The following is a 20,607-nucleotide window of genomic DNA, read 5'->3' as shown; positions in this document are numbered from 1 at the left end:
GCAGATGGCTGTCTGCTGCTTCCCTCATTCTTATCACATAAAGTAACCAAGCCAGAGTGCAAATCCAAAAAACAGCACTCCTAGTACTACCGTTGCACGGCTCAGTACAGCTTCAAGTCCTCTTGCTTTCTGTTTACCAACCATCTGCTCCGCGCCTCCGGAAATCGCCCCGGAAAGTCCCGCGCTCCGGCCGGACTGAAGCAGTACTACGGTAATCAGCAGAATGGCTACAATAACCAGCAATACAGATAGAATTTGTTCCAACAGACACACCCCTTAAATAAAACGAACGTTTATACCTTGTGAAAATATAACACGAAATTTTCTCCGTTGCAAGAGGGTCCGGGATTCTTCTGGAAATGGTGCGGCAGCTGTCGTTTAAAAGAAAATCCGCAAAAAAGTAAGCAGGGGAATAACCTTTTTACAACTGCTCATTGCTTTGTAATGAAGTTTTCATGCTTCTTTTTCTGTCGTCCGGCAGTAACTTTCCGAGCGGCTTTTTTCTCTGATCCTCCGGAGCCATCGTCTTACGTTTTAATCATCTGTTATCCATGCGAAGACATTATTATTTTTTTGCAATAAATATTCAGACTAACTTAAAAAATAAAGAGGGATGTTCGCTTTCGTTTTCATGGAGAGGCTTTCCGAGCGGGCCGGTCTCAGCTAATTCTGCCCTCCTTTTTGTCGGTCAGAATGGATCTTCGGCTCGGCCTTGATCGCTCCGGAGTCCCTCCATGTCTCCTACAGCGGATAGAAAAACGAATCGAAAATCGGCGGACGCGAGTGTAAGAAAAAGGTCGGAGTAGAGCACGGAGTGCTAACTTCATATCTCTTCCACGGTAGAGCCGGGCCGAAGTTTTTCCTATTGTTATCAACACGAAAATTAACAGACCCAAATATATGGAATGTTTCATGCCAATAACCATTTTTATACACTTAATCTCTTTCAGCCCCACCTATTTTATTTATTTTCTCTTCAAAGACTTTCAGTTCTTCACTCATGTTTTAGTTTCTCTTTTTAGTTAGAGAACGTAATAACTTGATTGTTTAATATTAATTTAACTTTCCTTCCTGTTAATCTGAATAAGAAATATAATTATTCCGTAATAACAGCTAACTAATGCTCAAAGATTTCATGGAAAATTGACTCCTTAGAAGATAAAGCAGTGAAAGGGTCTATCTAATACTTGTCCAGTCAATTTTTTGTGAAATTATCTTTTGTACAGCTTCAAACTCTGCGTATTCTCGAAATTATCCCAGTACGTTCGCTCTCCTTTTTATTCAGATGTCATCATCTAGATGTAACGGAGCTTTCAACGTCGAAAGCCGAAGTCGGAATGGGGTGACTCCGAGGCGATTAAGGAAGAGCTGAAGATCCATTTCTTCCTGCCTCAAGCAGCAGAAATTAGCTGAGGCCTTCCCGCCCGGAAAGCGTCCCCATGGAGGCGAAGGCTTACTATTAATGAAAACAAAACTAAAAAAACCGCCCCTGGTTCAGGGACGGCTCTGTAATAAAATTATTTGTTCAGGTTGTAGAAGGCTGTCTTCCCGGCATAACGACCTACATACTGCAGCTCATCCTCGATGCGGAGAAGCTGGTTGTACTTCGCTACGCGGTCTGTACGGGATGGAGCACCTGTTTTGATCTGCCCGGCATTAGTCGCAACAGCAATATCTGCAATCGTTGCATCTTCAGTTTCACCGGAACGGTGGGAAATGACATTTGTATAACCCGCACGCTTCGCCATTTCAATGGCATCAAACGTCTCTGTCAGTGTACCGATCTGGTTCACTTTGATAAGGATGGAGTTACCGATTCCTTCTTCGATTCCACGGGAAAGCTTTTCCGTGTTCGTAACGAAAAGATCGTCCCCAACGAGCTGTACTTTGTCACCAAGACGGTCCGTAAGTTTCTTGAAGCCATCCCAGTCATTCTCGTCCAGACCGTCTTCAATAGAAACGATCGGATACTTGTCGCAGAGGTCCGCATAAAAGTCGACCATTTCGTCTGACGTTTTAACAACGCCTTCCCCTTTAAGGTTGTATTTACCGTCTTCATAAATTTCAGAAGCAGCTACGTCCATCGCGAGCTGAATTTCTTCGCCCGGCTTATATCCTGCTTTTTCTACTGCTTCAATGATCGTAGCAAGTGCTTCTTCATTGGAGCCGAGGTTCGGTGCAAAACCGCCTTCGTCTCCTACAGCTGTATTGTAGCCTTTTGAGCTCAATACTTTCTTCAGGTTGTGGAAGATTTCCGCCCCCATCTGCAGAGCTTCAGAGAACGTATCCGCACCGACAGGCATAATCATGAATTCCTGAATATCCACGTTGTTGTCCGCATGTTCACCGCCGTTTAGAATGTTCATCATCGGTGTCGGAAGTGTTTTTGCACTGAATCCGCCGAGATATACGTACAGTGGAACTCCAAGCGCATCAGCTGCCGCATGGGCAGTTGCCATGGAAACACCAAGGATCGCATTGGCACCGAGCTTTTCCTTGTTCGGGGTGCCGTCAAGGTCAAGCATCAGCTGGTCGACACCGAGCTGATCCAGTGCATCGAAACCTACAAGTTCAGGAGCGATAACATCATTCACGTTATCTACTGCTTTCGTTACGCCTTTCCCCATCCAGGCACTGCCTCCGTCGCGAAGTTCTACTGCTTCATATTCACCAGTTGATGCACCACTTGGTACGATCGCACGGCCGAAAGCACCGCTTTCGGTATGAACTTCTACTTCCACTGTTGGATTTCCCCGGGAATCGAGTACCTGGCGGGCATATACGTCTGTAATAATTGTCATAATGATCAACACTCCTTCAAAAAGATTAGTTTATTTTTTGATTTTATCAGGGATTTTCCGGTCATTGCCTCCGGCTGGTTTACTTTCATCAGATCAAGCATCGTCGGTGCAAGATCTCCGAGAACGCCGTCTTCCCGAAGCTCCACATTTTTATCTGTGACGATAACCGGAACTGGGTTTGTCGTATGAGCCGTCATCGGTGAACCATCTTCCATTTTCAGCACATCCGCATTGCCGTGGTCGGCCGTAATAATCGCTTTGCCGCCTTTTTCTTCGAGCAGATCAACGATTTTCCCCAGACATTCATCGACTGCCTCGATTGCTTTAATGGTCGGTTCTATTTTTCCTGAATGTCCAACCATATCCGGATTGGCAAAGTTTAAAATGATCATGTCATGTTTATCCTGCCGGATTTCTTCCAATAGAGCATCCGTTACTTCATAGGCACTCATTTCCGGTTTCAGGTCGTAAGTGGCTACTTTCGGTGAATCAATCAGAATACGTTCCTCGCCGGGATATTCTGCTTCCCGGCCGCCGCTGAAAAAGAAAGTGACGTGCGGATACTTTTCTGTTTCTGCGATACGCAGCTGGTTGAGCCCCTCATCGGCCACTGTTTCTCCAAGCACTTTCTCCATGCTCGTCGGCTTAAAAGCAACTTTTCCTTTAATAGATTCACTGAACTGGGTGAGCGTTACGTAATGGACATTTTCCGGATGGCGCTCCCCGCGTTCAAAGTCGACAAATTCGTCCTTAGTGAAAACTTCAGACAGCTGAATCGCACGATCCGGACGGAAATTAAAGAAAATTACTGCGTCATTATCCTGAATCGTACCGACGGGTGTTTCCCCGTCTTCTTTTGTAATTACTGAAGGAAGGAAAAACTCATCGTGAATTTCTTTTTCATAGGAAGCATCAATAGCTTCCTTGGTAGAAGAAAATTTTTCTCCTTCTCCATAAACCATCGCACGATAGCTTTTCTCCACGCGGTCCCAGCGTTTGTCACGATCCATCGCGTAGTAGCGCCCCTGTACCGTCGCAAGCTGACCGGTACCGAGCTCCTTCATTTTATTCTCAAGCTGATCGAGATACGTCTGGGCTGTTGTCGGTCCAACATCCCTGCCGTCAAGAAAAGCGTGAACATATACTTTTTCAACCTGCTCTTTTGCTGCCATCTCAAGGAGTGCAAAAAGATGCTTAATATGACTGTGGATACCGCCGTCTGAAACGAGGCCATAAAGGTGTAGGGCAGTCCCTTTTTCCTTGACGTGCTCCATTGCACCTTTGAATTCTTCATTTTCGAAAAACGATTTATCTTCAATGGAAAGATTCACCCGGGTGAGGCTCTGGTAAACGACCCGTCCGGCACCTATATTTAAGTGACCTACTTCTGAGTTCCCCATCTGTCCTTCCGGAAGACCGACCGCCAGCCCGCATGCCTGCAGGGTGGCGTGCGGATACGTGCTCCAATAGCGGTCAAAATTCGGCTTTTCTGCCTGAGCTACTGCGTTGCCGTCCGTTTCTTCCCTCAGGGCAAACCCATCGAGAATAATTAAAGCAGTGGGCTGTTTCTTACTCATTTCCGCCCTCCACAAGCTGAAGAAATGACTCTGCTTCCAGGCTTGCCCCGCCTACAAGTGCGCCATCGATATCCGACTGGCTCATCATCTCTTTAATGTTCGCCGGCTTAACGCTTCCGCCGTACTGAATACGGACCGCTTCTGCTGTTTCTCTGGAGAAGGCAGTGGCAAGAGCCTCGCGGATTACTCCGCACGTTTCGTTTGCTTCTTCCGCTGTCGGAGTTTTTCCTGTTCCGATCGCCCATACCGGCTCGTACGCTACAACGACAAGAGCAGCCTGTTCTTTTGTGAGATCCTTCAGGCCTTCCTTCACCTGACGCGTAACAACATCACTCGTTTTGTTGGACTCCCGCTCTTCCAGCGTTTCACCGACACAGACAATTGGCGTCAAGCCGTGATCAATCGCTGCGTGTACTTTTTGATTGACAGATGCATCTGTTTCACCAAACATGTCACGGCGCTCTGAGTGCCCGATAATAACATACTCTACACCGAGGTCTTTCAGCGCTTTCGGACTTGTTTCACCGGTAAAGGCTCCCTTTTCCTCAAAATGCATGTTCTGAGCGGAGATTTTCACCTCTGTTCCTTCTGCTTCCTGCACGAGGGCATCAAGAAACAGATCAGGTGAACAGACAACTGCTTCCACTTTTTCGCCGGATGGTACTTTTCCTTTTACTTCCTGAAGAAAAGAAACCGCTTCTTCCTTTGTTTTATTCATCTTCCAGTTACCTGCAATAATTGGTGTACGCATATATATCTTCCTCCTTTAATGAAATTATTTATCGTTCAGTGCTTTTACACCAGGGAGTTCCTTGCCTTCAATAAACTCGAGGGAAGCTCCGCCGCCGGTGGACATATGGTTCATTCTGTCAGCAAATCCGAATTTTTCAACAGCTGCAGCAGAATCTCCCCCGCCGATCACTGTATACGTACTTTCTGCTTCTGCGAGTGCTTCTGCCACACCGATTGTTCCCCGGGCGAATTTTTCGAATTCAAATACTCCCATTGGTCCGTTCCAAATAACGAGCTTGGAGTTTTTGATTACGTCTCTGTAAATATCAATCGTTTCAGGACCGATATCCAGAGCTTCCCAGTCTGCCGGGATAGAATCAATCGGCACTACCTGTGTGTTCGCATTTTCACCAAAATCGTCAGCTACGGTAACATCCACCGGCATGTAAAATTTCACGCCTTTTTCTTCAGCTTTTTTCATAAACTGCTTTGCCAGATCAATTTTGTCTTCTTCAAGAAGAGACTTCCCTACTTCATATCCCTGGGCTTTCACAAACGTATAGGCAAGGCCTCCTCCGATGATAAGGTTGTCCACCTTGTCAAGAAGGTTATCGATAACACCGATCTTATCCTTTACCTTTGCCCCACCGATAATCGCTGTAAACGGACGTTCAGGAGACTCCATTGCCTTGCCGAGAACTTCCAGTTCTTTTTCCATCAGAAGTCCTGCCACGGCTGGAAGGTGCTCTGCAATTCCTGCAGTAGACGCGTGAGCACGGTGAGCTGCTCCAAATGCATCATTGACGTAAACATCTGCAAGGTCTGCGAAGTGCGCAGCAAGCGTTCCGTCATTTTTTTCTTCACCAGCTTCAAACCGGACGTTTTCCAGAAGAAGAATACCGCCCTCTTCCAGCCCGTCGGCGGCTCTTTTCGGTTCCGTTCCATAGACCGCATCTGTTTTTTGTACTTCCTTATGCAGGAGATCGCTCAGGCGCTTTGCTACTGGATCCAGACGCAGCTCGTCCACTGCCTCGCCTTTTGGACGGCCAAGGTGGCTCGCAAGAATTACTTTTGCTCCCTTATCGGCCAGCAGCTGGATCGTAGGCAGTGCCGCCCGGATACGTGTGTCATCTGTTACCTCGCCGTCTTTCATCGGCACGTTGAAATCAACACGGCAGAAAACACGTTTTCCTTTTACATCGATATCTCGAATGGATTGCTTGTTCATGAAATTACCTCCTTCAGGATATAAGTTTCTGTTGCTGAGGCTCTGTCAATGTTCGTTGTTGAGAAAAACTCTGCGGCAGGTGAAAAAAGCCGCAGAAATCCTTCTATCAACCTGGAGCTTTAACATAGCCATTATTAAAGAAGATTCCCGCAGAGAAAACCTTGAAACTTTTTAAAGCTCTCTACTTTTCTGTGTAATTCGGCACTAAAAATTAAAAAGGAGGCAGGACACGTTGGGCCCGCCTCCTAAAGGGTCGTTCAGGATGGAATATTACCTTTTAATTAAACTCCCTGCTTAGCTACATACTCTACAAGACGTACTACCTGCGCGGAGTAGCCTGTTTCGTTGTCGTACCAGGAAATTACTTTTACCATGTTGTCTTCCATAACCATTGTTGAAAGAGCATCGATGGAAGAAGCATACACATTACCGTTGTAGTCCTTGGAAACAAGAGGCTCTTCGCTGTATCCAAGAATTCCTTTAAGGTCGCCTTCAGCAGCTTCTTTAAATGCTGCGTTCACATCGTCAGCCGTAACGTTCTGATCCAGCTCAGCTACAAGGTCAACGAGAGATACGTTTGGAGTTGGTACACGCATCGCCCCACCGTTGAGCTTGCCTTTAAGTTCTGGAAGGACAAGGGACACAGCTTTCGCAGCACCGGTAGATGTTGGAATGATGTTTTCCGCTCCGGCACGTGCACGACGGTAGTCTTTATGAGGAGCGTCAAGAATGTTCTGGTCATTTGTGTAAGAGTGAACAGTAGTCATCATACCGCGCTTTAGTCCGAATTTGTCGTGAAGAACTTTTGCGAATGGGGCAAGACAGTTAGTTGTACATGACGCGTTGGAGATAACGTGATGATTAGCTGCATCATACTTATCTTCGTTTACACCCATTACAAGCGTAATGTCTTCTTCCTGAGCAGGGGCAGAAATAATTACTTTCTTCGCTCCAGCTTCAAGGTGCTTCGCAGCTCCATCACGCTTCGTGAAGATACCAGTAGATTCCACAACGATTTCAGCGCCGAGCTCGCCCCATTTAAGGTCAGCCGGGTCTTTTTCCGCCTGTACTGTAATTTCCTTACCGTCTACTACAAGGTTACTGCCATTTACAGATACTTCTACGTCAAGCTCTCCTTGAACTGTGTCGTACTTCAGCAGATGTGCAAGCATATTAGCATCTGTAAGGTCGTTTACAGCTACAACTTCCACGTTCGGGTTTGCCATTGCCTGACGGAATACAACTCGTCCAATACGTCCAAAACCATTAATACCAATCTTTGTTGCCATGATAAATTCCTCCTTAAGTTAGGTGAAAAAATATATTTCAAAGGGAAAATCCCTTGAACTTACAGCTTCTTTAAAATTCCCCGCAGGGAGTTATATTGACGTTCCCCGCCATAATTAAACTTAAACTTTTGCGAGCAGCGCTTCCGCTGCTCCTTCGTCGGTTACGAGAACCTGACTCGGGCCGGTTTTCATATAGGCTTCTATTGCCTCTGCCTTAGATGCTCCGCCCGCTACAGCAATAATTGCCGGAATGTTCTGGAGGTCTTCAAGCTGAAGTCCTATTGTCAGTACTTTATGAATAATTTTTCCGTCCCCGTTGAAATAATAACCGAATGCTTCTGCCAGTGCCCGTTCCTGTTCAAGTTTTTTCATGACGTCATCCGGCGTGTTACGGCGTTCTGCCATTGTCCGGGCGTCACCAATACCATGAATGACCATCGTTGCTGAATGAATCAGACGCAGAATAGCCTGAATGGAAGGTTCGCTGATAAGCGAATCGTAAGCTTCCTTACTAAGCTGATCCGGCACGTGAAGAAGCCGATAGGAACCCATCGCTTTGCGGGCCATCGTGGCACAGATCGTATTGGCCTGATTTTCAACCTGCTCTCCAAGTCCCCCTCTCGCCGGGACGAACATGGACTTTTTCAAGTCGGAATCCGGGACGAGCATTTCGGCCACCGCAGCTATGGATGTGCCTCCCGTTACGGCGATAATATTATCGGACGGCTGCAGACGGCGTTTCATTACGCTGACACAGGCACGTCCAAGTTCTTTTTTCACCCACGGATAGGAATCGCTGTTTCCCGGGACGACATGGACTTCCTCTACTCCAAGCTTCACCTGAAGTTCTTCTTCCATTGTACTCGTATTAAAGACATCTTTCATGACGGCTTCCAGCTGTCCGAGAAGCCTCTCTCCGTCTTCAGTCAGCAGCATACCGCTCGCTTGAAAAGTTACGAGCCCCTGTTCCTTTAAAAAGGTGACTTCTCCGCGCAGCACACGTTCCGACATGTTCAGGTTTGAAGCCAGAGTCCGTCTTCCAATAGGCTGCATCAGGCGGATATAACGGAGAATGCGGTAACGCACGCCCATCACCTCTACCAGGTCGGGGAGAAGCTTTTTTTGAAGATCCAAAAGCGTATTCATGTCCAGCCTCCTCAGCACTGCCAGGGACATAAATCGTCCCCATTAGACAAATTGTGTCCCACTTATTTTAAAAAAATAAGCCCTGTAGAAGGTGCAAGCTTTTTTCTTACACCTCCATTTTACCAAGTAATTTTTCATTAAGCAACTAATTTTCTTTAAGTCCGGAAATCAGGCCGCCATACGTAACGATACCTTCCTCAATTACTTTTCCGGCGTCAGATTCCACTACGGGAATGCGGATCTGATACTTCTCCAGTAAATCTTCCCGTTTATAAATATCGTAAACTTCGATTTCCAGTGGCATCTCTTCCTGGACCATTTTCAGTTTTTCGAATGCTTTATCACAAAGAGGACAATGCTCCTTCGTATAGAAATAAACTTTCATGCAGGCCTCCTTCTTTTGAGCAGATGTACTTACTCATATCTTTTCCGTCTTGAGGAGGATGGAATGTGCATTTCCTCCCTGTATTTAGCTACCGTGCGCCGGGAAAGACTGATTTGATGTTTTTCTTCCAAAAGGGCGGATAGTTTTTGATCAGACCAGGGTTTTTGTTTCTTTTCTTCGTCAATCAGCCGTTTCAAATATATTTTGGCTCTCTCAGCTGACTGATCCTCCCCCGCCTGACGTTGAATTCCCGACTGGAAGAAATACTTGAGTTCAAACAGTCCGCGCGGCGTTTGAACATATTTTCTCGTAGCGGCACGTGAAACCGTGGATTCATGAATCTCAAGTTTTTCGGCGATCATCCGCAGGGTGAGCGGTTTTACGTATTCCGGGCCGTTTTCGAGAAAGTCATGCTGGTGTTCTACAATCGCTTTTGTCACACGCAGAATGGTATCCTGCCGCTGGGCAATACTTTTTTTAATCCATTCAAACTGCTCCTGCTTCTGCCTCAAGTACTGCTGGACGTCTTCTTTTTCTTTCTGCAGGAGCTGCTCGTACTCGCGGTTCATTTTCATCTGCGGAAGTCCCGCTCCATTCAGACTCACGGTCCACCCTGAAGAAGTTTTCTCAATAACAGCATCCGGTGTAATATACTCTGCCGGCCCCTGATAAAAAGCTGCTCCGGGCTTAGGATTGAGGGTCTGAATAAAGTCTGCCGCCTGCTGAACATCTACGACAGAAACACCTTCCTCCCTGGCTATCTGCTTCAGCTGCTTCCGTGCCAGAAGATCCAGATGCTTCTCGACGATATGTTCTGCAAGGGGATCTTCTACAGGCGTGTGGCGGAGCTGTATTAAAAGACATTCTTTTAAGGACCGGGCTCCAACTCCGGAAGGCTCCAGGCTCTGAAGCAGAGCAAGCCCTTCTTCCATCCGGTCGAGCGGCTCCCCGAGTGCTTCTCCAAGCTCTTCAAGAGAGTGCGCAAGATATCCATTTTCATCCGTGCTGAGTGCAAGGTAGGAAACAGTAGAATACATGAGTTTATCCAGCGGCTGAATACGCAGCTGGGAAAGCAGGTAATCCTGCAGGCCTTCTTCTTCGTTAGTCAAAAAGTCGAGAGGTGACAACGAATGCTCCTGGGAGTTGTAGGAGCCGGAAAGGATTTTTTCGCCGGACGTTCCGCTGTTTTCCGGTTCCTGAAGCTCAATAAGCGGATTTTCCAGCTGCTGTTCCTGCAGGTAATCCTGAAGTTCATGAACGGAATACTGAAGCATCGTAATAGCCTGCCGGAGTTCGTTTGTCATTACAAGTTTCATCGACTGCTGCTGAATAAGACTGAAATCCATATTCATGTGTGCACACCCCCTCATCCGTTCGATTCGTTATTCTCTATTTTATCATATATATAGTGTTTGAGTTTTTGAAGAAACGGTTATCATGAGTAATGGTATCTCTGTATTTTCCGCGGAAGGATTCCCCCTCTCTGCCGGCGAATAGATAGTAGTGGACCAAAATAGACCCATCCTGGAAAAGCGGTAAGCTTTTAGGTTTTTTTCTATTCAGAAATCACCGGTAAAATATTTGACCTTCATTGACCTTTAACGTTATGATATGTACATAACGGTGCGCTTCTGTATAAATGAAATGAACCGCGATTCCGCTAAAATAAGAGGAGGATTATTCATGAACTTAGTACCTACAGTTATTGAACAGACAAACCGTGGAGAGCGTGCTTATGATATTTATTCACGTCTCCTGAAAGACCGGATCATTATGCTCGGTTCCGGAATTGACGATAACGTTGCCAACTCTATCGTTTCCCAGCTGCTGTTCCTGACAGCAGACGATCCGGATAAAGATATTTCTCTTTATATCAACAGCCCGGGAGGATCGATTTCCGCAGGGATGGCAATCTACGACACAATGCAGTTTATTAAGCCAAACGTGCAGACTATCTGCATCGGCATGGCGGCTTCCATGGGAGCTTTCCTTCTTGCTGCCGGCGAGCCCGGTAAGCGTTACGCCCTCCCTAATAGTGAAGTTATGATCCACCAGCCGCTCGGCGGTACTCAGGGTCAGGCTTCTGACATCGAAATTCACGCGAAGCGTATTGTCCGTATGCGTGAAAAGCTGAATGAAATTCTGGCGGAACGTACCGGCCAGACAATTGAAACAATCAGCCGGGACACAGACCGCGACAACTTCATGAGTGCTCAGGAAGCAAAAGACTACGGCCTTATTGATGAAGTAATGGACAAGTCCCAGAAAGTTTAATCTGCACCATTATAAAAAGCCCCGGCGAAAATATGCCGGGGCTTTTTTTGAAACAACAAGCTGCAGTCAGATCCGGATAAGTATGTATCCGCCCCGCTATTCTTCTTTCTCCACAAAAGAAACAAGTGCGCTCATCGCTTCCTCTTCATCAGGACCATCTGCTTTAATTACAATCTCTTTGTCCGCTCCCACCGCAATACTCATAATACCCATGATGCTTTTTGCGTTCACGTTTTTGTTGTCTTTTTCAATAAAAATATCTGCATTAAATTTATTTGCTTCCTGAACAAATAATGCTGCCGGCCGTGCCTGCAGTCCGGCCCGACGCTTTACGGTAACTGTTTTTTCGATCATTCCTTATCTCCTCCTGTATGTTTGTTAATTTTCATGAACGCTTTTTCCAAACGCCGGCAGAGCTTTACGCAGGCTCTGGAAGCACCGGACTTCAGTACATATTAATAGAAACGCTTTCATTTTTTGAAGAATGGAGGTCAGGGGAATCAAACCTTTTCCCCTGACCGGAGTTTATCAGCAAATTCTTCTATCTTTTTCAGGCGGTGGTTTACTCCGGACTTGCTCACCTGGCCGCCTTTAAGCATTTCCCCGAGTTCTTTCAGGGTAATGTCCTGATGCTCAATCCGGAGCTCTGCCACTTCCTGCAATTTATCAGGCAGGGCCTCAAGCCCGGTTTCATCACGAATAAAACGAATATTTTCCACCTGACGCATTGCAGCGCCGACAGTTTTGTTTAAATTAGCCGTTTCGCAGTTCACAAGCCGGTTCACAGAATTTCTCATATCCTTCATGATCCGGGTATCCTCAAACCGGAGAAGGGCCTGATGTGCCCCAATCACGTTCAGGAAATCACTGATTTTTTCGCCTTCTTTCAGATAGAGAATAAAGCCTTTTTTCCGTTCAATCATCTTGGCAGGAAGATCGAACTCTTCCAGCAGCTTAATTAAGGAACGGGTATGCTCTTCGTAAAAAGAAAATATCTCCAGATGATACGAGGCGGTGTCTGGATGATTTACTGAACCTCCTGCAAGAAAAGCTCCTCTTAGATAGGCTCTTTTGCAGCAGGTGTTCTGCAGCAGTTCCTTATCGATCTCCCTCGTGAAAGCAAACGATTCATCGACGATTTTTAAAGATTCCAGAATTTCTCTTGCTCCCCGTGACAAACGGACCACGTACACATTGTTTTTTTTCAGTCTCATTTTTTTACGCACAAGCAGTTCTACGTGTACATCGTAGATTTTTTTCAAAAGTGTATAAATTCTTCTTGCTATCGCAGCGTTTTCTGTCTGGATATCAAGAGATACCTGCATGTTTCTGAGAGACACTGCTCCATTCATTCTTACGAGCGCAGCCAGCTCTGCTTTCATGCAGCAGTCGTCCGATTCCAGCTGCGTTAATTCTTTTTTTGTCATGGATGCAAACGACATAGTAGTCCCTCCCCTCTGTTTCGCTACAATAATGACACAAGCCGCTGAGAGACTTTCATTGCATCATGACGGACTGCTCCAAAATTCGTTGTTACGAGCTCGTCCGCGATAATCTGCACATTCATCCGTATCAGCCTGTCTTCGTCCACCACTACAGGGGATGCTCCCTGCTCTTCATATACAGCTGCAAAATCGCCGGGTACTTTCTGACTGTTTATAAGAACAGAATTGACCACTTTTCCTCCTGCGTGGTTGTTTATAGCTTGAATATGGTCAGCCACGCTGTAATTATCTGTTTCTCCCGGCTGGGTCATAACATTGCAAATGTAAACCGTTCTCGCTTTGGAATTTAAAAGGGCTTCTTTCATACCCGGAACGAGAAGACTGGGAATAATACTAGTATAAAGGCTGCCGGGTCCGAGGACAATCAGATCGGCCTGCTCCAGAGCGTAAACCGCTTCGGGCATGGGACGGGGCGACTCAGGTTCCAGATAAACTCTTCGTATCGGCTTGCCGGCAAGCGAAATATTCGATTCTCCCCGTACAATAGACCCATCTGTATACTCCGCAGAAAGCGTTATATGATCGTTGGATGCAGGAATGACTTTCCCTTTCACGTTGAGCACCCGGCTGATCTCCTGCACTCCCTGGGCAAAATCTCCCGTAATCCGGCTCATTCCTGCAAGCAGCAGATTCCCGAGGGAATGCCCTGTCAGACCGGCGGCGTCATCAAAACGGTGCTGAAATAGCTCTTCCACCAGCGGCTCCACTTCCGATAAAGCGACAAGAACGTTTCTTATATCCCCCGGCGGAGGAATATTCAATTCTTTACGGAGCCGCCCTGAACTTCCCCCGTCATCAGCGACAGTAACAATGGCCGAAATGTCGACTGGAAACGTTTTTAAACCACGAAGGAGAACAGAAAGACCGGTTCCACCGCCTATTACGCAAACGTTGGCCCTCTTCATTTTTCCTTCCTGCCTTTTTCTACGTCGCGGTGTGTGACAGATGTCCGGTAGCCGAGGTTTGACAGTCTTTTTTGAAAATATTCCCCGAGAGTAACAGAACGATGTTTTCCACCGGTACATCCTATTGCAATAATCAGCTGGCTCTTTCCTTCCCTTTGGTAATGAGGAAGCATGTATTGAAGAAGATCATCGAGTTTCTCAATGAACTTTTTTGTCTCTCCCCATTTTAAAACATAATCGGATACTTCCTTATCCAATCCGGTCTGCGGACGCATATGATCAATGTAATGCGGATTCGGCAGAAAACGGACATCAAATACTAGATCGGAATCGATCGGCAGTCCGTGCTTAAATCCGAAAGTGAGAATATGAACGTGAAACGTTTCTTTCTGATCGGAGGCAAAATGGCTTAAAATGCGTTCTCTAAGCTCCAGAGGCTTCAAGCCCGTTGTATTGATAATTACCTGTGCCTGGCCTTTCAGGTCATCCAGCATTTCTCTTTCTGCCTGAATACCTGCCAGAGGTGAGTTATTATCAGATAATGGATGAGACCTTCTCGTTTCCTTATAGCGCTGGACGAGTGTTTCGTCCTCAGCATCCAAGAAGAGAATACGCGGTGTTACTTTTGATTCTTCGGCGACAATATTGATAGCTTCAAAAAGCTGATCAAAAAATTCTCTTCCTCTCAAATCAATAACGAGTGCTACTTTCTGCATGGAACCATCCGAATTTTCCACGAGGTCGATAAATTTAGGAATGAGCGCCGGGGGAAGGTTATCTACACAGAAATAGCCCATATCCTCGAAACTCTGTACTGCTACTGTTTTTCCTGCTCCCGACATACCCGTAATAATAACTAATTCTATTTCTTCGTTATCTAATGAAGTGCTTTCCATAAGAGTCACCTTCCCCCATCATATCCCTGCTGTATACGCCGTCCGTTAATCTCCAGCTTATAGCTCTGCAGACTCCGGTGGTTATCATAAATAAAAGTACCGTAAAGCATTCCTTCGTTTTCCAGCATGCTTTTTATTACTGTACGGTCCGCTTCGTCCATTTCCAGTGTATTCAGTTCGTCCGCAGAAATCCAGGCAAGTTCGCCTTCCGGCGATTTTTGACGGACTGTACCATTAAATGAATGTGCTTCGAATAAAAACATCGTTCTTTTTTCAAGATATGTTTCTTCATCCAGAACAAGGTGTGTCAAAATACCCCGGAGTTCCGGTTTGCGTACGGTCAGTCCCGTTTCCTCATACACTTCCCTTTCAGCCGCTTCCGGAAGAAGCTCCTCGTGCTTCATTTTCCCTCCCGGAGGATACCACCAGCCTCTTCTTGGCTTTTTCAGCAGTAAAATCCGGCCTTCATATTGAATCACACAGTTCGTAACCCGCTGCATTCCATCCACCTCTTTCTCTGACTTGAAATCTGTTTCCAGTATACTACAAAAGCTGCACTTAGGAAAAAGAGGGGAAAACGGCACAAAAAAAGGCACGGCCTGAAGGGGGAGGCCGCGCAGGAAACATATAAAAGGGGGGTCAATTACTATCTTAAAGTATATAGTACTTTTATTTCGTACAGGTTACAAGGGGATTAAGAACCCGTTACTTTAGACCCCCTCCTCCGCTTCAACGACTTTCTTCGGCAGGGCCGGGAGCCGCAGTCCCCTTAAATCAGTACAGAGATCTACCGGCCCCGATGATTAAACAGATTCTTTCTTTTCCTTACCTGCTTCAAGTTCTTCCATGAGGTTTTCTACATAGTGCTGGACGCCCTGGGCAGCAACGCTTCCATCACCGGTTGCTGTTACAATCTGACGTAGCGATTTATCACGGATATCCCCCGCAGCGTAAATACCCGGCACATCCGTTGCCATGCCTTCATCTGTTACAACGTACCCTTCGTCGTTTGTAATCCCCAGATTAAGGAATGGAGTGTTCAGAGGAAGCATGCCGATGTAGATAAATGCTCCGTCGGCTTTGAATTCCCGCTCGCTTCCGTCTTCTTTGTTTACGAGCGTGACACTTCCCACTTTGCCGTTTTCTTCGTTAATTTCTTTGACGACATGATTCCAGATAAAGTCAATTTTGTCGTTGGCAAAAGCACGGTCCTGAAGAATTTTTTGAGCGCGCAGTTCTCCCCGGCGGTGAACTACGGTTACTTTGCTTGCAAACCGGGTAAGATAAACAGCTTCTTCTACTGCAGAATCCCCTCCGCCGACGACTACCAGTTCTTTTTCCTTGAAGAAGGCTCCATCACACACGGCACAGTAGGAAACACCACGGCCGCCAAGCTCCTCTTCACCCGGTACACCAAGTTTTTTATATTCGGCACCTGTCGTAATAATGATGGAACGCGTTTTAATTTCTCCGCTTCCTGTCACAATTGTTTTAAACTCTTTGCCGTCGATAATTTCTTTTACATCTCCATATTTGTACTCTGCCCCGAACTTCGTTGCATGTTCGAACATTTTATTGGACAGATCAGGTCCGAGAATATGATCGTAACCCGGATAGTTTTCCACGTCTTCCGTATTGGCCATTTGTCCGCCGGGCATCCCCCGCTCCAGCATGACTGTAGAGAGGTTGGCCCGGGAAGTATAAACAGCGGCAGTCATTCCTGCAGGTCCAGCACCAATAATTACCACATCATAAATTTTTTCTTCACCCATGTTGTCACACTCCTAATAAAATCTTTCATAAGTTTGTCAAATCTCTATCTTTTATCCTACGCACCACAGAAGAAGAAGTCTATTAATCTGCTTGCATTATATTTGCTTTATCGTTTAAGCATCCAATCCTTGTCCTGTTCTTCCGGAACAAGAGATTTTTCTGCTCGTGCTGCCAGCTCCAGGGCTTTCTCCCGGTATTCCGGCTGAAGTCTGACAAGGTGGTTCCACAGCTGTGCTGCCCTTTCAAACCGGCCGCTTCTGGATGCCGTTACCGCCAGCTGGTGGACATACACTGGATGATCCGGCGGCACAGCATCTTTCAAAAGCTGATAGGATGCTTCATATTCTCCAGCCGTATATAAAGCTCTGCCGGTCAAATACCTTTCCCATGTGTTCAATGGATGAATCTGCTTCAACATATCCGCCCATGCAGCAGCCTGGTCACTATTTGTTGCCGCGAGAAAGACTGCGTACTGACAATAAGCTGCTAAAGGTGGGTTCTCTTTTAAGAGAAGATCCTGAAGAATCCGCCCGCCTTCTTTCTGTTTTCCCTGTTTCCAGAGAGTTTCTCCAAGAAGTGCATAATAATCCCACGCCTCAGGTTCGACAGCAATTAATTTTCTTGTTTCTTCTTCTGCTTCCTCCAGCTTATTTTCGTGCAGGAGAAGAACAGCTTTTGAATAAAAAGGATCATCGCTCTCTTTTCTTTTATCTGTGCTGCCGAGCTCTGATTCGAGCAGCAGCAGAAGAGACTCGGCGTCCTCCTGAAAATCTCCGGAAGGATCCATTTCCAGGTAGGTTTCCACGTTTTCTTTCGCCTCCTGGAACTCTCCGGTATGGGCCTGGTTGTTGGCAAGAAAGAAGTAGCATTCACTCATATAAGGATCGACATCATTCTTAATTTTGTTCAGCCACTGGTTGGAAGCCTCATAATCCCCTTCCTCAGATAGAACAATAGCCATCTGACAGAGAAATACAGGTTCCTCCGGTTCCATTTGAATCGCTTTTTTAATGTAGTGGAGAGAACGGTCCACCTTTTTATTTTGATAAGCCTCTATTCCTTTTTTATAAAAAAAGCTGCCTTCCTGCATAAAAGGAATTACTTCGGCCTTGTTTTCCTGGACATCATTCATGCTTTAAAATCCTCCATTCCCTTACAATTACCCCTTTGTTTTATCATCTTTTTATAAGTCCAAACCTGCTTCAGCAGCAGAATCGCTTTACCCATTATACCTGTTTATCTTTTTTCTCAAAAAGAACATACCTGCTGTTTGTAATGACAGCATTCTTTCTTTTGGGATGAATAAACTGTAAATGATTTCGATGCTCTTCCCTTAAACGGTATTTTCCGGAGAGACAATGCATGGTAACACATTACGGAAAAAGAGACATCATTTTTGCCCTATAGAAGTATAACATGCACTCGAAACGCTCACAATGGACCTTCCTATTGTTTCCAATCGTTTTGCAGCTCAAACTTTACATTCCAGTTTCAGGGTTATCACTGTCCAGTGCAGGGTATACTAAAGAGAAACGTTTTCCGCAGAATACTCTGTATTTTCTAAAGCTGCCGGAAGTTACATCGGCCTGCGGGGACCATGCAGCATCTACAGACGGACTACATAAAGCAATGGAGGCGGTGGATGGAGTATGCTCGATATTTTTTTCACGGCATTATCAATTCTCTGGATTCTGGAATTCTTTATTTTCAGAAGCCGGCTCAGTGGAGACGGGGACGAAGCATCATCGTTTCCGTGGCTGATGGCAGCAACAGCTTCCATAGCTGCTGTTTCGGTGCTCAGCCGTGAAACAGGCACTGCAGTATTTTCTTCAACTTTCCTTATGACAGCCGGTCTTTTATTATACGGCGCGGGTATTTTTCTCCGCTACTGGGGGATTATACATCTCGGCCGGCAGTTCACAAGGGATGTGCAGGTGCGTGAAGGAGACAGGATTGTCAGCAGTGGCCCTTTTCGAAGACTGAGACACCCCTTATACACAGGACTTTTCAGTATTGTTACGGGTTTTGCTGTTTACATGGGAAGCTGGGCAGGAATTCTTCTCACTGCTGTTTTTTTCCTCCCTTTTCTTATGCGGCGCATCCGCGTGGAAGAACAGATGCTTATCCAGTCTTTCGGCCCTTCCTACGAAAAATGGCTGAAAACAAGATACCGCCTTGTCCCTTTTATTTATTAGCAGCACAGCGGTTTAACCAGCCGTTTTAATTTATTTGGAGGTGCTTACAATGACAGTTAAACAAAAAGCAGTAGTAATCGGAGCAGGACTCGGGGGGCTGTCGGCCGCTGTTCGTCTAGCCGGGGACGGTTATGATGTAACCGTACTTGAGAAAAACGAAAATATCGGCGGCAAGCTGAACCGCCGCAGCGGTAAAGGATTTACGTTCGACACCGGCCCTTCCATTCTTACTATGCCCTGGGTGCTCGAACAGCTTTTTAAAAGCGTTCACCGCAATGTCGACGACTACATGGACATCGTCCGGATTGAACCACAGTGGCGGACTTTTTATGAAGACGGCACATCGATCAACGTATCGTCTGATATACCGGAAATGTTAAATGAAATGCGCAAAGTGAAAGATGATCCCGGCGGCTCATTCATGAGATTTCTAACCTATTCCGAAGAAATGTACGAACTCTGTATGAAAAGCTTCTATAAAACGAGCATCGCCGATTTAAAAGATCTGAAGCAGCAGCACACATTGAAAGAACTGATGGCGATGGATCCTTTCCATACAGTAGCGGACAGCACGAAAAAACATTTCAACAACAAGCATCTCGAACAGCTGTTTAATTTTTTCGTGATGTACGTGGGCTCCAATCCATATCAGTCCCCTGCCATTCTGAACCAGCTTGTCTACGTACAGCTCGGTCTTGGCATTCACTACGTCAAAGGTGGTATGTACAACATTGCTCTCGGGATGCAGAAAGTACTGGATGAGCTGCGGGCAGAAGTTAAGACAAGCACTCCTGTCTCCCATATCCATATTGAAAATGGAAAAGCAGCCGGTGTTGTTACAGAAGCAGGAGACCATTATCCGGCAGACGTTGTTGTTTCCAACCTGGAAGCCATTCCGGCCTATAAAACCCTTCTCCCGAATACGGGCCGTACAAAGAAAGAATTGAAGTCCCTTACAAAAAAATACAGCCCAACCGTTTCCGGGACGGTGCTTCTTCTCGGAACAAACCGGAAATTTCCAGAGCTGGACCATCATAATTTCTTCTTTTCAGAAGATCCGGAAAAAGAGTTTAAACAGATATTTGAGAAAGGAGTGCCCGCTGATGATCCGACGATTTATATTGGAGTTTCTGCTAAGTCCGATCCTTCGCAAGCTCCGGAAGGGAAGGAAAACCTCTTCGTTCTCACCCACGTCCCGCCAAAGACCGCGCTGAAGAAAAAAGCTGACTGGGACAATTACAGGGAGGTCGTCCTTGATAAGCTGGAGAGAATGGGGCTGAACGGCCTTCGTGAATCGATTGAATTCGAATATGAATTTACACCGGACACTATTGAGGAACTGTATGGTTCCAACGGTGGCTCTATTTACGGCATTGCCGCAGATAAAGGTACGAACGGCGGCTTTAAAATTCCGGCAAGAAGCTCCCTTTACGAAAATCTCTATTTCAGCGGCGGTTCAACCCATCCGGGCGGCGGTGTACCAATGGTAACCCTCTCCGGCCAGCTGACCGCTGACCTTATTAAAGAAGACCGCGAAAGTCAAAAGAAAAAAGCAGAATAACATTTTTCTCATTAAAACAAAAAGCTGTTCCGGATAGTTTCCGGAACAGCTTTTTGTTTTCCTGCTGGAGCTGCAGCAGGCGACTCCCTCGGGAAAGATTGATATGGCAGGGTTTATGACCTGTTTTTTCTCTTTAAAAAAATTTTTTGAGCTTTCCTCCTTTATGAAGCAGAACACAAATAACCATTTGATGAAAATAATGGATAAGTCAGAGACGCGCTGCGTAGGGAGTCTGTTAAAATACTTCCAATTCTTCCTGTGTTCGCAGGAGGTATCTCTGCTGGTATCAGGGGAACGCACCCTCCCATGTCTCTTGGCATCGTGTGCCCACATTCCTTCG

Annotated in this window: 20 protein-coding genes; 4 read left to right on the top strand and 16 right to left on the bottom strand. The window is 46.2% G+C overall.

The features are described from left to right. Positions 1 to 33: 33 nt before the first annotated feature. The 9 genes from secG to rpoN form a co-directional block, all read right to left on the bottom strand. Positions 34 to 264, bottom strand: coding sequence for a preprotein translocase subunit SecG (gene secG, locus C6Y45_RS08790; RefSeq protein ID WP_107584855.1), 231 nt, complete (start codon positions 262 to 264; stop codon positions 34 to 36). A 1,253-nt stretch (positions 265 to 1,517) separates the two neighbouring features. After that, the gene (gene eno, locus C6Y45_RS08785; RefSeq protein WP_107584854.1) at positions 1,518 to 2,801 is read right to left on the bottom strand and encodes a phosphopyruvate hydratase; all 1,284 of its coding nucleotides are present in this window, start codon (positions 2,799 to 2,801) and stop codon (positions 1,518 to 1,520) included. 5 nt (positions 2,802 to 2,806) lie between these two features. Then, complete coding sequence (gene gpmI / locus C6Y45_RS08780; protein ID WP_107584853.1) at positions 2,807 to 4,378, bottom strand: 2,3-bisphosphoglycerate-independent phosphoglycerate mutase; 1,572 nt, start codon at positions 4,376 to 4,378, stop codon at positions 2,807 to 2,809. Then, positions 4,371 to 5,129: a triose-phosphate isomerase gene (tpiA, locus tag C6Y45_RS08775; RefSeq protein ID WP_107584852.1), complete on the bottom strand. Its 759-nt coding sequence runs from the start codon at positions 5,127 to 5,129 to the stop codon at positions 4,371 to 4,373. Before tpiA ends, gpmI begins: the two co-directional genes overlap by 8 nt. A gap of 24 nt (positions 5,130 to 5,153) precedes the next feature. Continuing rightward, positions 5,154 to 6,338, bottom strand: a complete 1,185-nt coding sequence (locus C6Y45_RS08770) for a phosphoglycerate kinase (RefSeq protein ID WP_107584851.1) — start codon at positions 6,336 to 6,338, stop codon at positions 5,154 to 5,156. A gap of 281 nt (positions 6,339 to 6,619) precedes the next feature. Further along, positions 6,620 to 7,627 carry a type I glyceraldehyde-3-phosphate dehydrogenase gene (gene gap, locus C6Y45_RS08765; protein ID WP_107584850.1) on the bottom strand — a complete coding sequence of 336 codons (1,008 nt, stop codon included), beginning with the start codon at positions 7,625 to 7,627 and terminating at the stop codon, positions 6,620 to 6,622. A 120-nt stretch (positions 7,628 to 7,747) separates the two neighbouring features. Then, the gene (locus tag C6Y45_RS08760; RefSeq protein WP_107584849.1) at positions 7,748 to 8,773 is read right to left on the bottom strand and encodes a sugar-binding transcriptional regulator; all 1,026 of its coding nucleotides are present in this window, start codon (positions 8,771 to 8,773) and stop codon (positions 7,748 to 7,750) included. A gap of 145 nt (positions 8,774 to 8,918) precedes the next feature. Continuing rightward, the gene (locus C6Y45_RS08755) at positions 8,919 to 9,158 is read right to left on the bottom strand and encodes a glutaredoxin family protein (RefSeq protein WP_107584848.1); all 240 of its coding nucleotides are present in this window, start codon (positions 9,156 to 9,158) and stop codon (positions 8,919 to 8,921) included. Between the two features lie 29 nt (positions 9,159 to 9,187). Further along, entirely contained in the window at positions 9,188 to 10,510 is a 1,323-nt protein-coding gene (gene rpoN, locus C6Y45_RS08750) for an RNA polymerase factor sigma-54 (RefSeq protein WP_160058258.1), read from the bottom strand. A gap of 331 nt (positions 10,511 to 10,841) precedes the next feature. Here rpoN and clpP point away from each other — a divergent pair, with 331 nt between their 5' ends. Next, a complete protein-coding gene (gene clpP / locus C6Y45_RS08745; protein ID WP_107584846.1) occupies positions 10,842 to 11,432 on the top strand; it encodes an ATP-dependent Clp endopeptidase proteolytic subunit ClpP in 591 nt (196 codons plus the stop codon). A 96-nt stretch (positions 11,433 to 11,528) separates the two neighbouring features. Here clpP and C6Y45_RS08740 read toward each other — a convergent pair whose 3' ends face one another. The 7 genes from C6Y45_RS08740 to C6Y45_RS08710 all read right to left on the bottom strand — a co-directional run bounded on the left by C6Y45_RS08740 (position 11,529) and on the right by C6Y45_RS08710 (position 17,643). Continuing rightward, a complete protein-coding gene (locus tag C6Y45_RS08740; RefSeq protein WP_107584845.1) occupies positions 11,529 to 11,786 on the bottom strand; it encodes an HPr family phosphocarrier protein in 258 nt (85 codons plus the stop codon). Between the two features lie 146 nt (positions 11,787 to 11,932). Further along, on the bottom strand, positions 11,933 to 12,874 hold the full coding sequence (gene whiA, locus C6Y45_RS08735) for a DNA-binding protein WhiA (RefSeq protein ID WP_107584844.1): 942 nt from the start codon (positions 12,872 to 12,874) through the stop codon (positions 11,933 to 11,935). Between the two features lie 23 nt (positions 12,875 to 12,897). Then, positions 12,898 to 13,842, bottom strand: coding sequence for a gluconeogenesis factor YvcK family protein (locus C6Y45_RS08730; RefSeq protein ID WP_107584843.1), 945 nt, complete (start codon positions 13,840 to 13,842; stop codon positions 12,898 to 12,900). Beyond that, complete coding sequence (rapZ, locus tag C6Y45_RS08725; protein WP_107584842.1) at positions 13,839 to 14,738, bottom strand: RNase adapter RapZ; 900 nt, start codon at positions 14,736 to 14,738, stop codon at positions 13,839 to 13,841. Before rapZ ends, C6Y45_RS08730 begins: the two co-directional genes overlap by 4 nt. Positions 14,739 to 14,743: 5 nt before the next feature. Further along, a complete protein-coding gene (locus C6Y45_RS08720) occupies positions 14,744 to 15,238 on the bottom strand; it encodes an NUDIX hydrolase (RefSeq protein WP_107584841.1) in 495 nt (164 codons plus the stop codon). A 303-nt stretch (positions 15,239 to 15,541) separates the two neighbouring features. Beyond that, the gene (gene trxB / locus C6Y45_RS08715) at positions 15,542 to 16,510 is read right to left on the bottom strand and encodes a thioredoxin-disulfide reductase (RefSeq protein ID WP_107584840.1); all 969 of its coding nucleotides are present in this window, start codon (positions 16,508 to 16,510) and stop codon (positions 15,542 to 15,544) included. Between the two features lie 107 nt (positions 16,511 to 16,617). Beyond that, the gene (locus C6Y45_RS08710) at positions 16,618 to 17,643 is read right to left on the bottom strand and encodes a tetratricopeptide repeat protein (protein WP_107584839.1); all 1,026 of its coding nucleotides are present in this window, start codon (positions 17,641 to 17,643) and stop codon (positions 16,618 to 16,620) included. A 517-nt stretch (positions 17,644 to 18,160) separates the two neighbouring features. On the opposite strand from C6Y45_RS08710, the gene C6Y45_RS08705 reads away from it, so the two are divergent. The 3 genes from C6Y45_RS08705 to C6Y45_RS17850 form a co-directional block, all read left to right on the top strand. Further along, positions 18,161 to 18,706, top strand: coding sequence for a methyltransferase family protein (locus tag C6Y45_RS08705; RefSeq protein WP_107584838.1), 546 nt, complete (start codon positions 18,161 to 18,163; stop codon positions 18,704 to 18,706). Positions 18,707 to 18,755: 49 nt separating this feature from the next. Next, the gene (locus C6Y45_RS08700) at positions 18,756 to 20,267 is read left to right on the top strand and encodes a phytoene desaturase family protein (protein WP_107584837.1); all 1,512 of its coding nucleotides are present in this window, start codon (positions 18,756 to 18,758) and stop codon (positions 20,265 to 20,267) included. A 103-nt stretch (positions 20,268 to 20,370) separates the two neighbouring features. Further along, a partial coding sequence (locus C6Y45_RS17850) for a hypothetical protein (RefSeq protein ID WP_218017806.1) occupies positions 20,371 to 20,607 on the top strand: 237 nt, incomplete at its 3' end.

This window comes from Alkalicoccus saliphilus (assembly GCF_003044065.1).
In the GTDB taxonomy this organism is placed as follows: domain Bacteria; phylum Bacillota; class Bacilli; order Bacillales; family Salisediminibacteriaceae; genus Alkalicoccus; species Alkalicoccus saliphilus.
The sequence above is the reverse complement of the archived record's forward strand: the minus strand, read 5'-3'. Positions and strand labels throughout refer to the sequence as shown.

Bases quoted from the DNA above. Each gene is read 5' to 3' on its own strand.
- C6Y45_RS08770 (WP_107584851.1), bottom strand. From the start codon at position 6,338: ATGAACAAGCAATCCATTCGAGATATCGATGTAAAAGGAAAACGTGTT.
- rpoN (WP_160058258.1), bottom strand. From the start codon at position 10,510: ATGAATATGGATTTCAGTCTTATTCAGCAGCAGTCGATGAAACTTGTA.
- C6Y45_RS08730 (WP_107584843.1), bottom strand. From the start codon at position 13,842: ATGAAGAGGGCCAACGTTTGCGTAATAGGCGGTGGAACCGGTCTTTCT.
- C6Y45_RS08705 (WP_107584838.1), top strand. From the start codon at position 18,161: ATGCTCGATATTTTTTTCACGGCATTATCAATTCTCTGGATTCTGGAA.
- eno (WP_107584854.1), bottom strand. From the start codon at position 2,801: ATGACAATTATTACAGACGTATATGCCCGCCAGGTACTCGATTCCCGG.
- tpiA (WP_107584852.1), bottom strand. From the start codon at position 5,129: ATGCGTACACCAATTATTGCAGGTAACTGGAAGATGAATAAAACAAAG.
- C6Y45_RS08720 (WP_107584841.1), bottom strand. From the start codon at position 15,238: ATGCAGCGGGTTACGAACTGTGTGATTCAATATGAAGGCCGGATTTTA.
- gpmI (WP_107584853.1), bottom strand. From the start codon at position 4,378: ATGAGTAAGAAACAGCCCACTGCTTTAATTATTCTCGATGGGTTTGCC.
- gap (WP_107584850.1), bottom strand. From the start codon at position 7,627: ATGGCAACAAAGATTGGTATTAATGGTTTTGGACGTATTGGACGAGTT.
- C6Y45_RS08760 (WP_107584849.1), bottom strand. From the start codon at position 8,773: ATGAATACGCTTTTGGATCTTCAAAAAAAGCTTCTCCCCGACCTGGTA.
- C6Y45_RS08755 (WP_107584848.1), bottom strand. From the start codon at position 9,158: ATGAAAGTTTATTTCTATACGAAGGAGCATTGTCCTCTTTGTGATAAA.
- C6Y45_RS08700 (WP_107584837.1), top strand. From the start codon at position 18,756: ATGACAGTTAAACAAAAAGCAGTAGTAATCGGAGCAGGACTCGGGGGG.
- clpP (WP_107584846.1), top strand. From the start codon at position 10,842: ATGAACTTAGTACCTACAGTTATTGAACAGACAAACCGTGGAGAGCGT.
- trxB (WP_107584840.1), bottom strand. From the start codon at position 16,510: ATGGGTGAAGAAAAAATTTATGATGTGGTAATTATTGGTGCTGGACCT.
- C6Y45_RS08740 (WP_107584845.1), bottom strand. From the start codon at position 11,786: ATGATCGAAAAAACAGTTACCGTAAAGCGTCGGGCCGGACTGCAGGCA.
- C6Y45_RS08710 (WP_107584839.1), bottom strand. From the start codon at position 17,643: ATGAATGATGTCCAGGAAAACAAGGCCGAAGTAATTCCTTTTATGCAG.
- rapZ (WP_107584842.1), bottom strand. From the start codon at position 14,738: ATGGAAAGCACTTCATTAGATAACGAAGAAATAGAATTAGTTATTATT.
- whiA (WP_107584844.1), bottom strand. From the start codon at position 12,874: ATGTCGTTTGCATCCATGACAAAAAAAGAATTAACGCAGCTGGAATCG.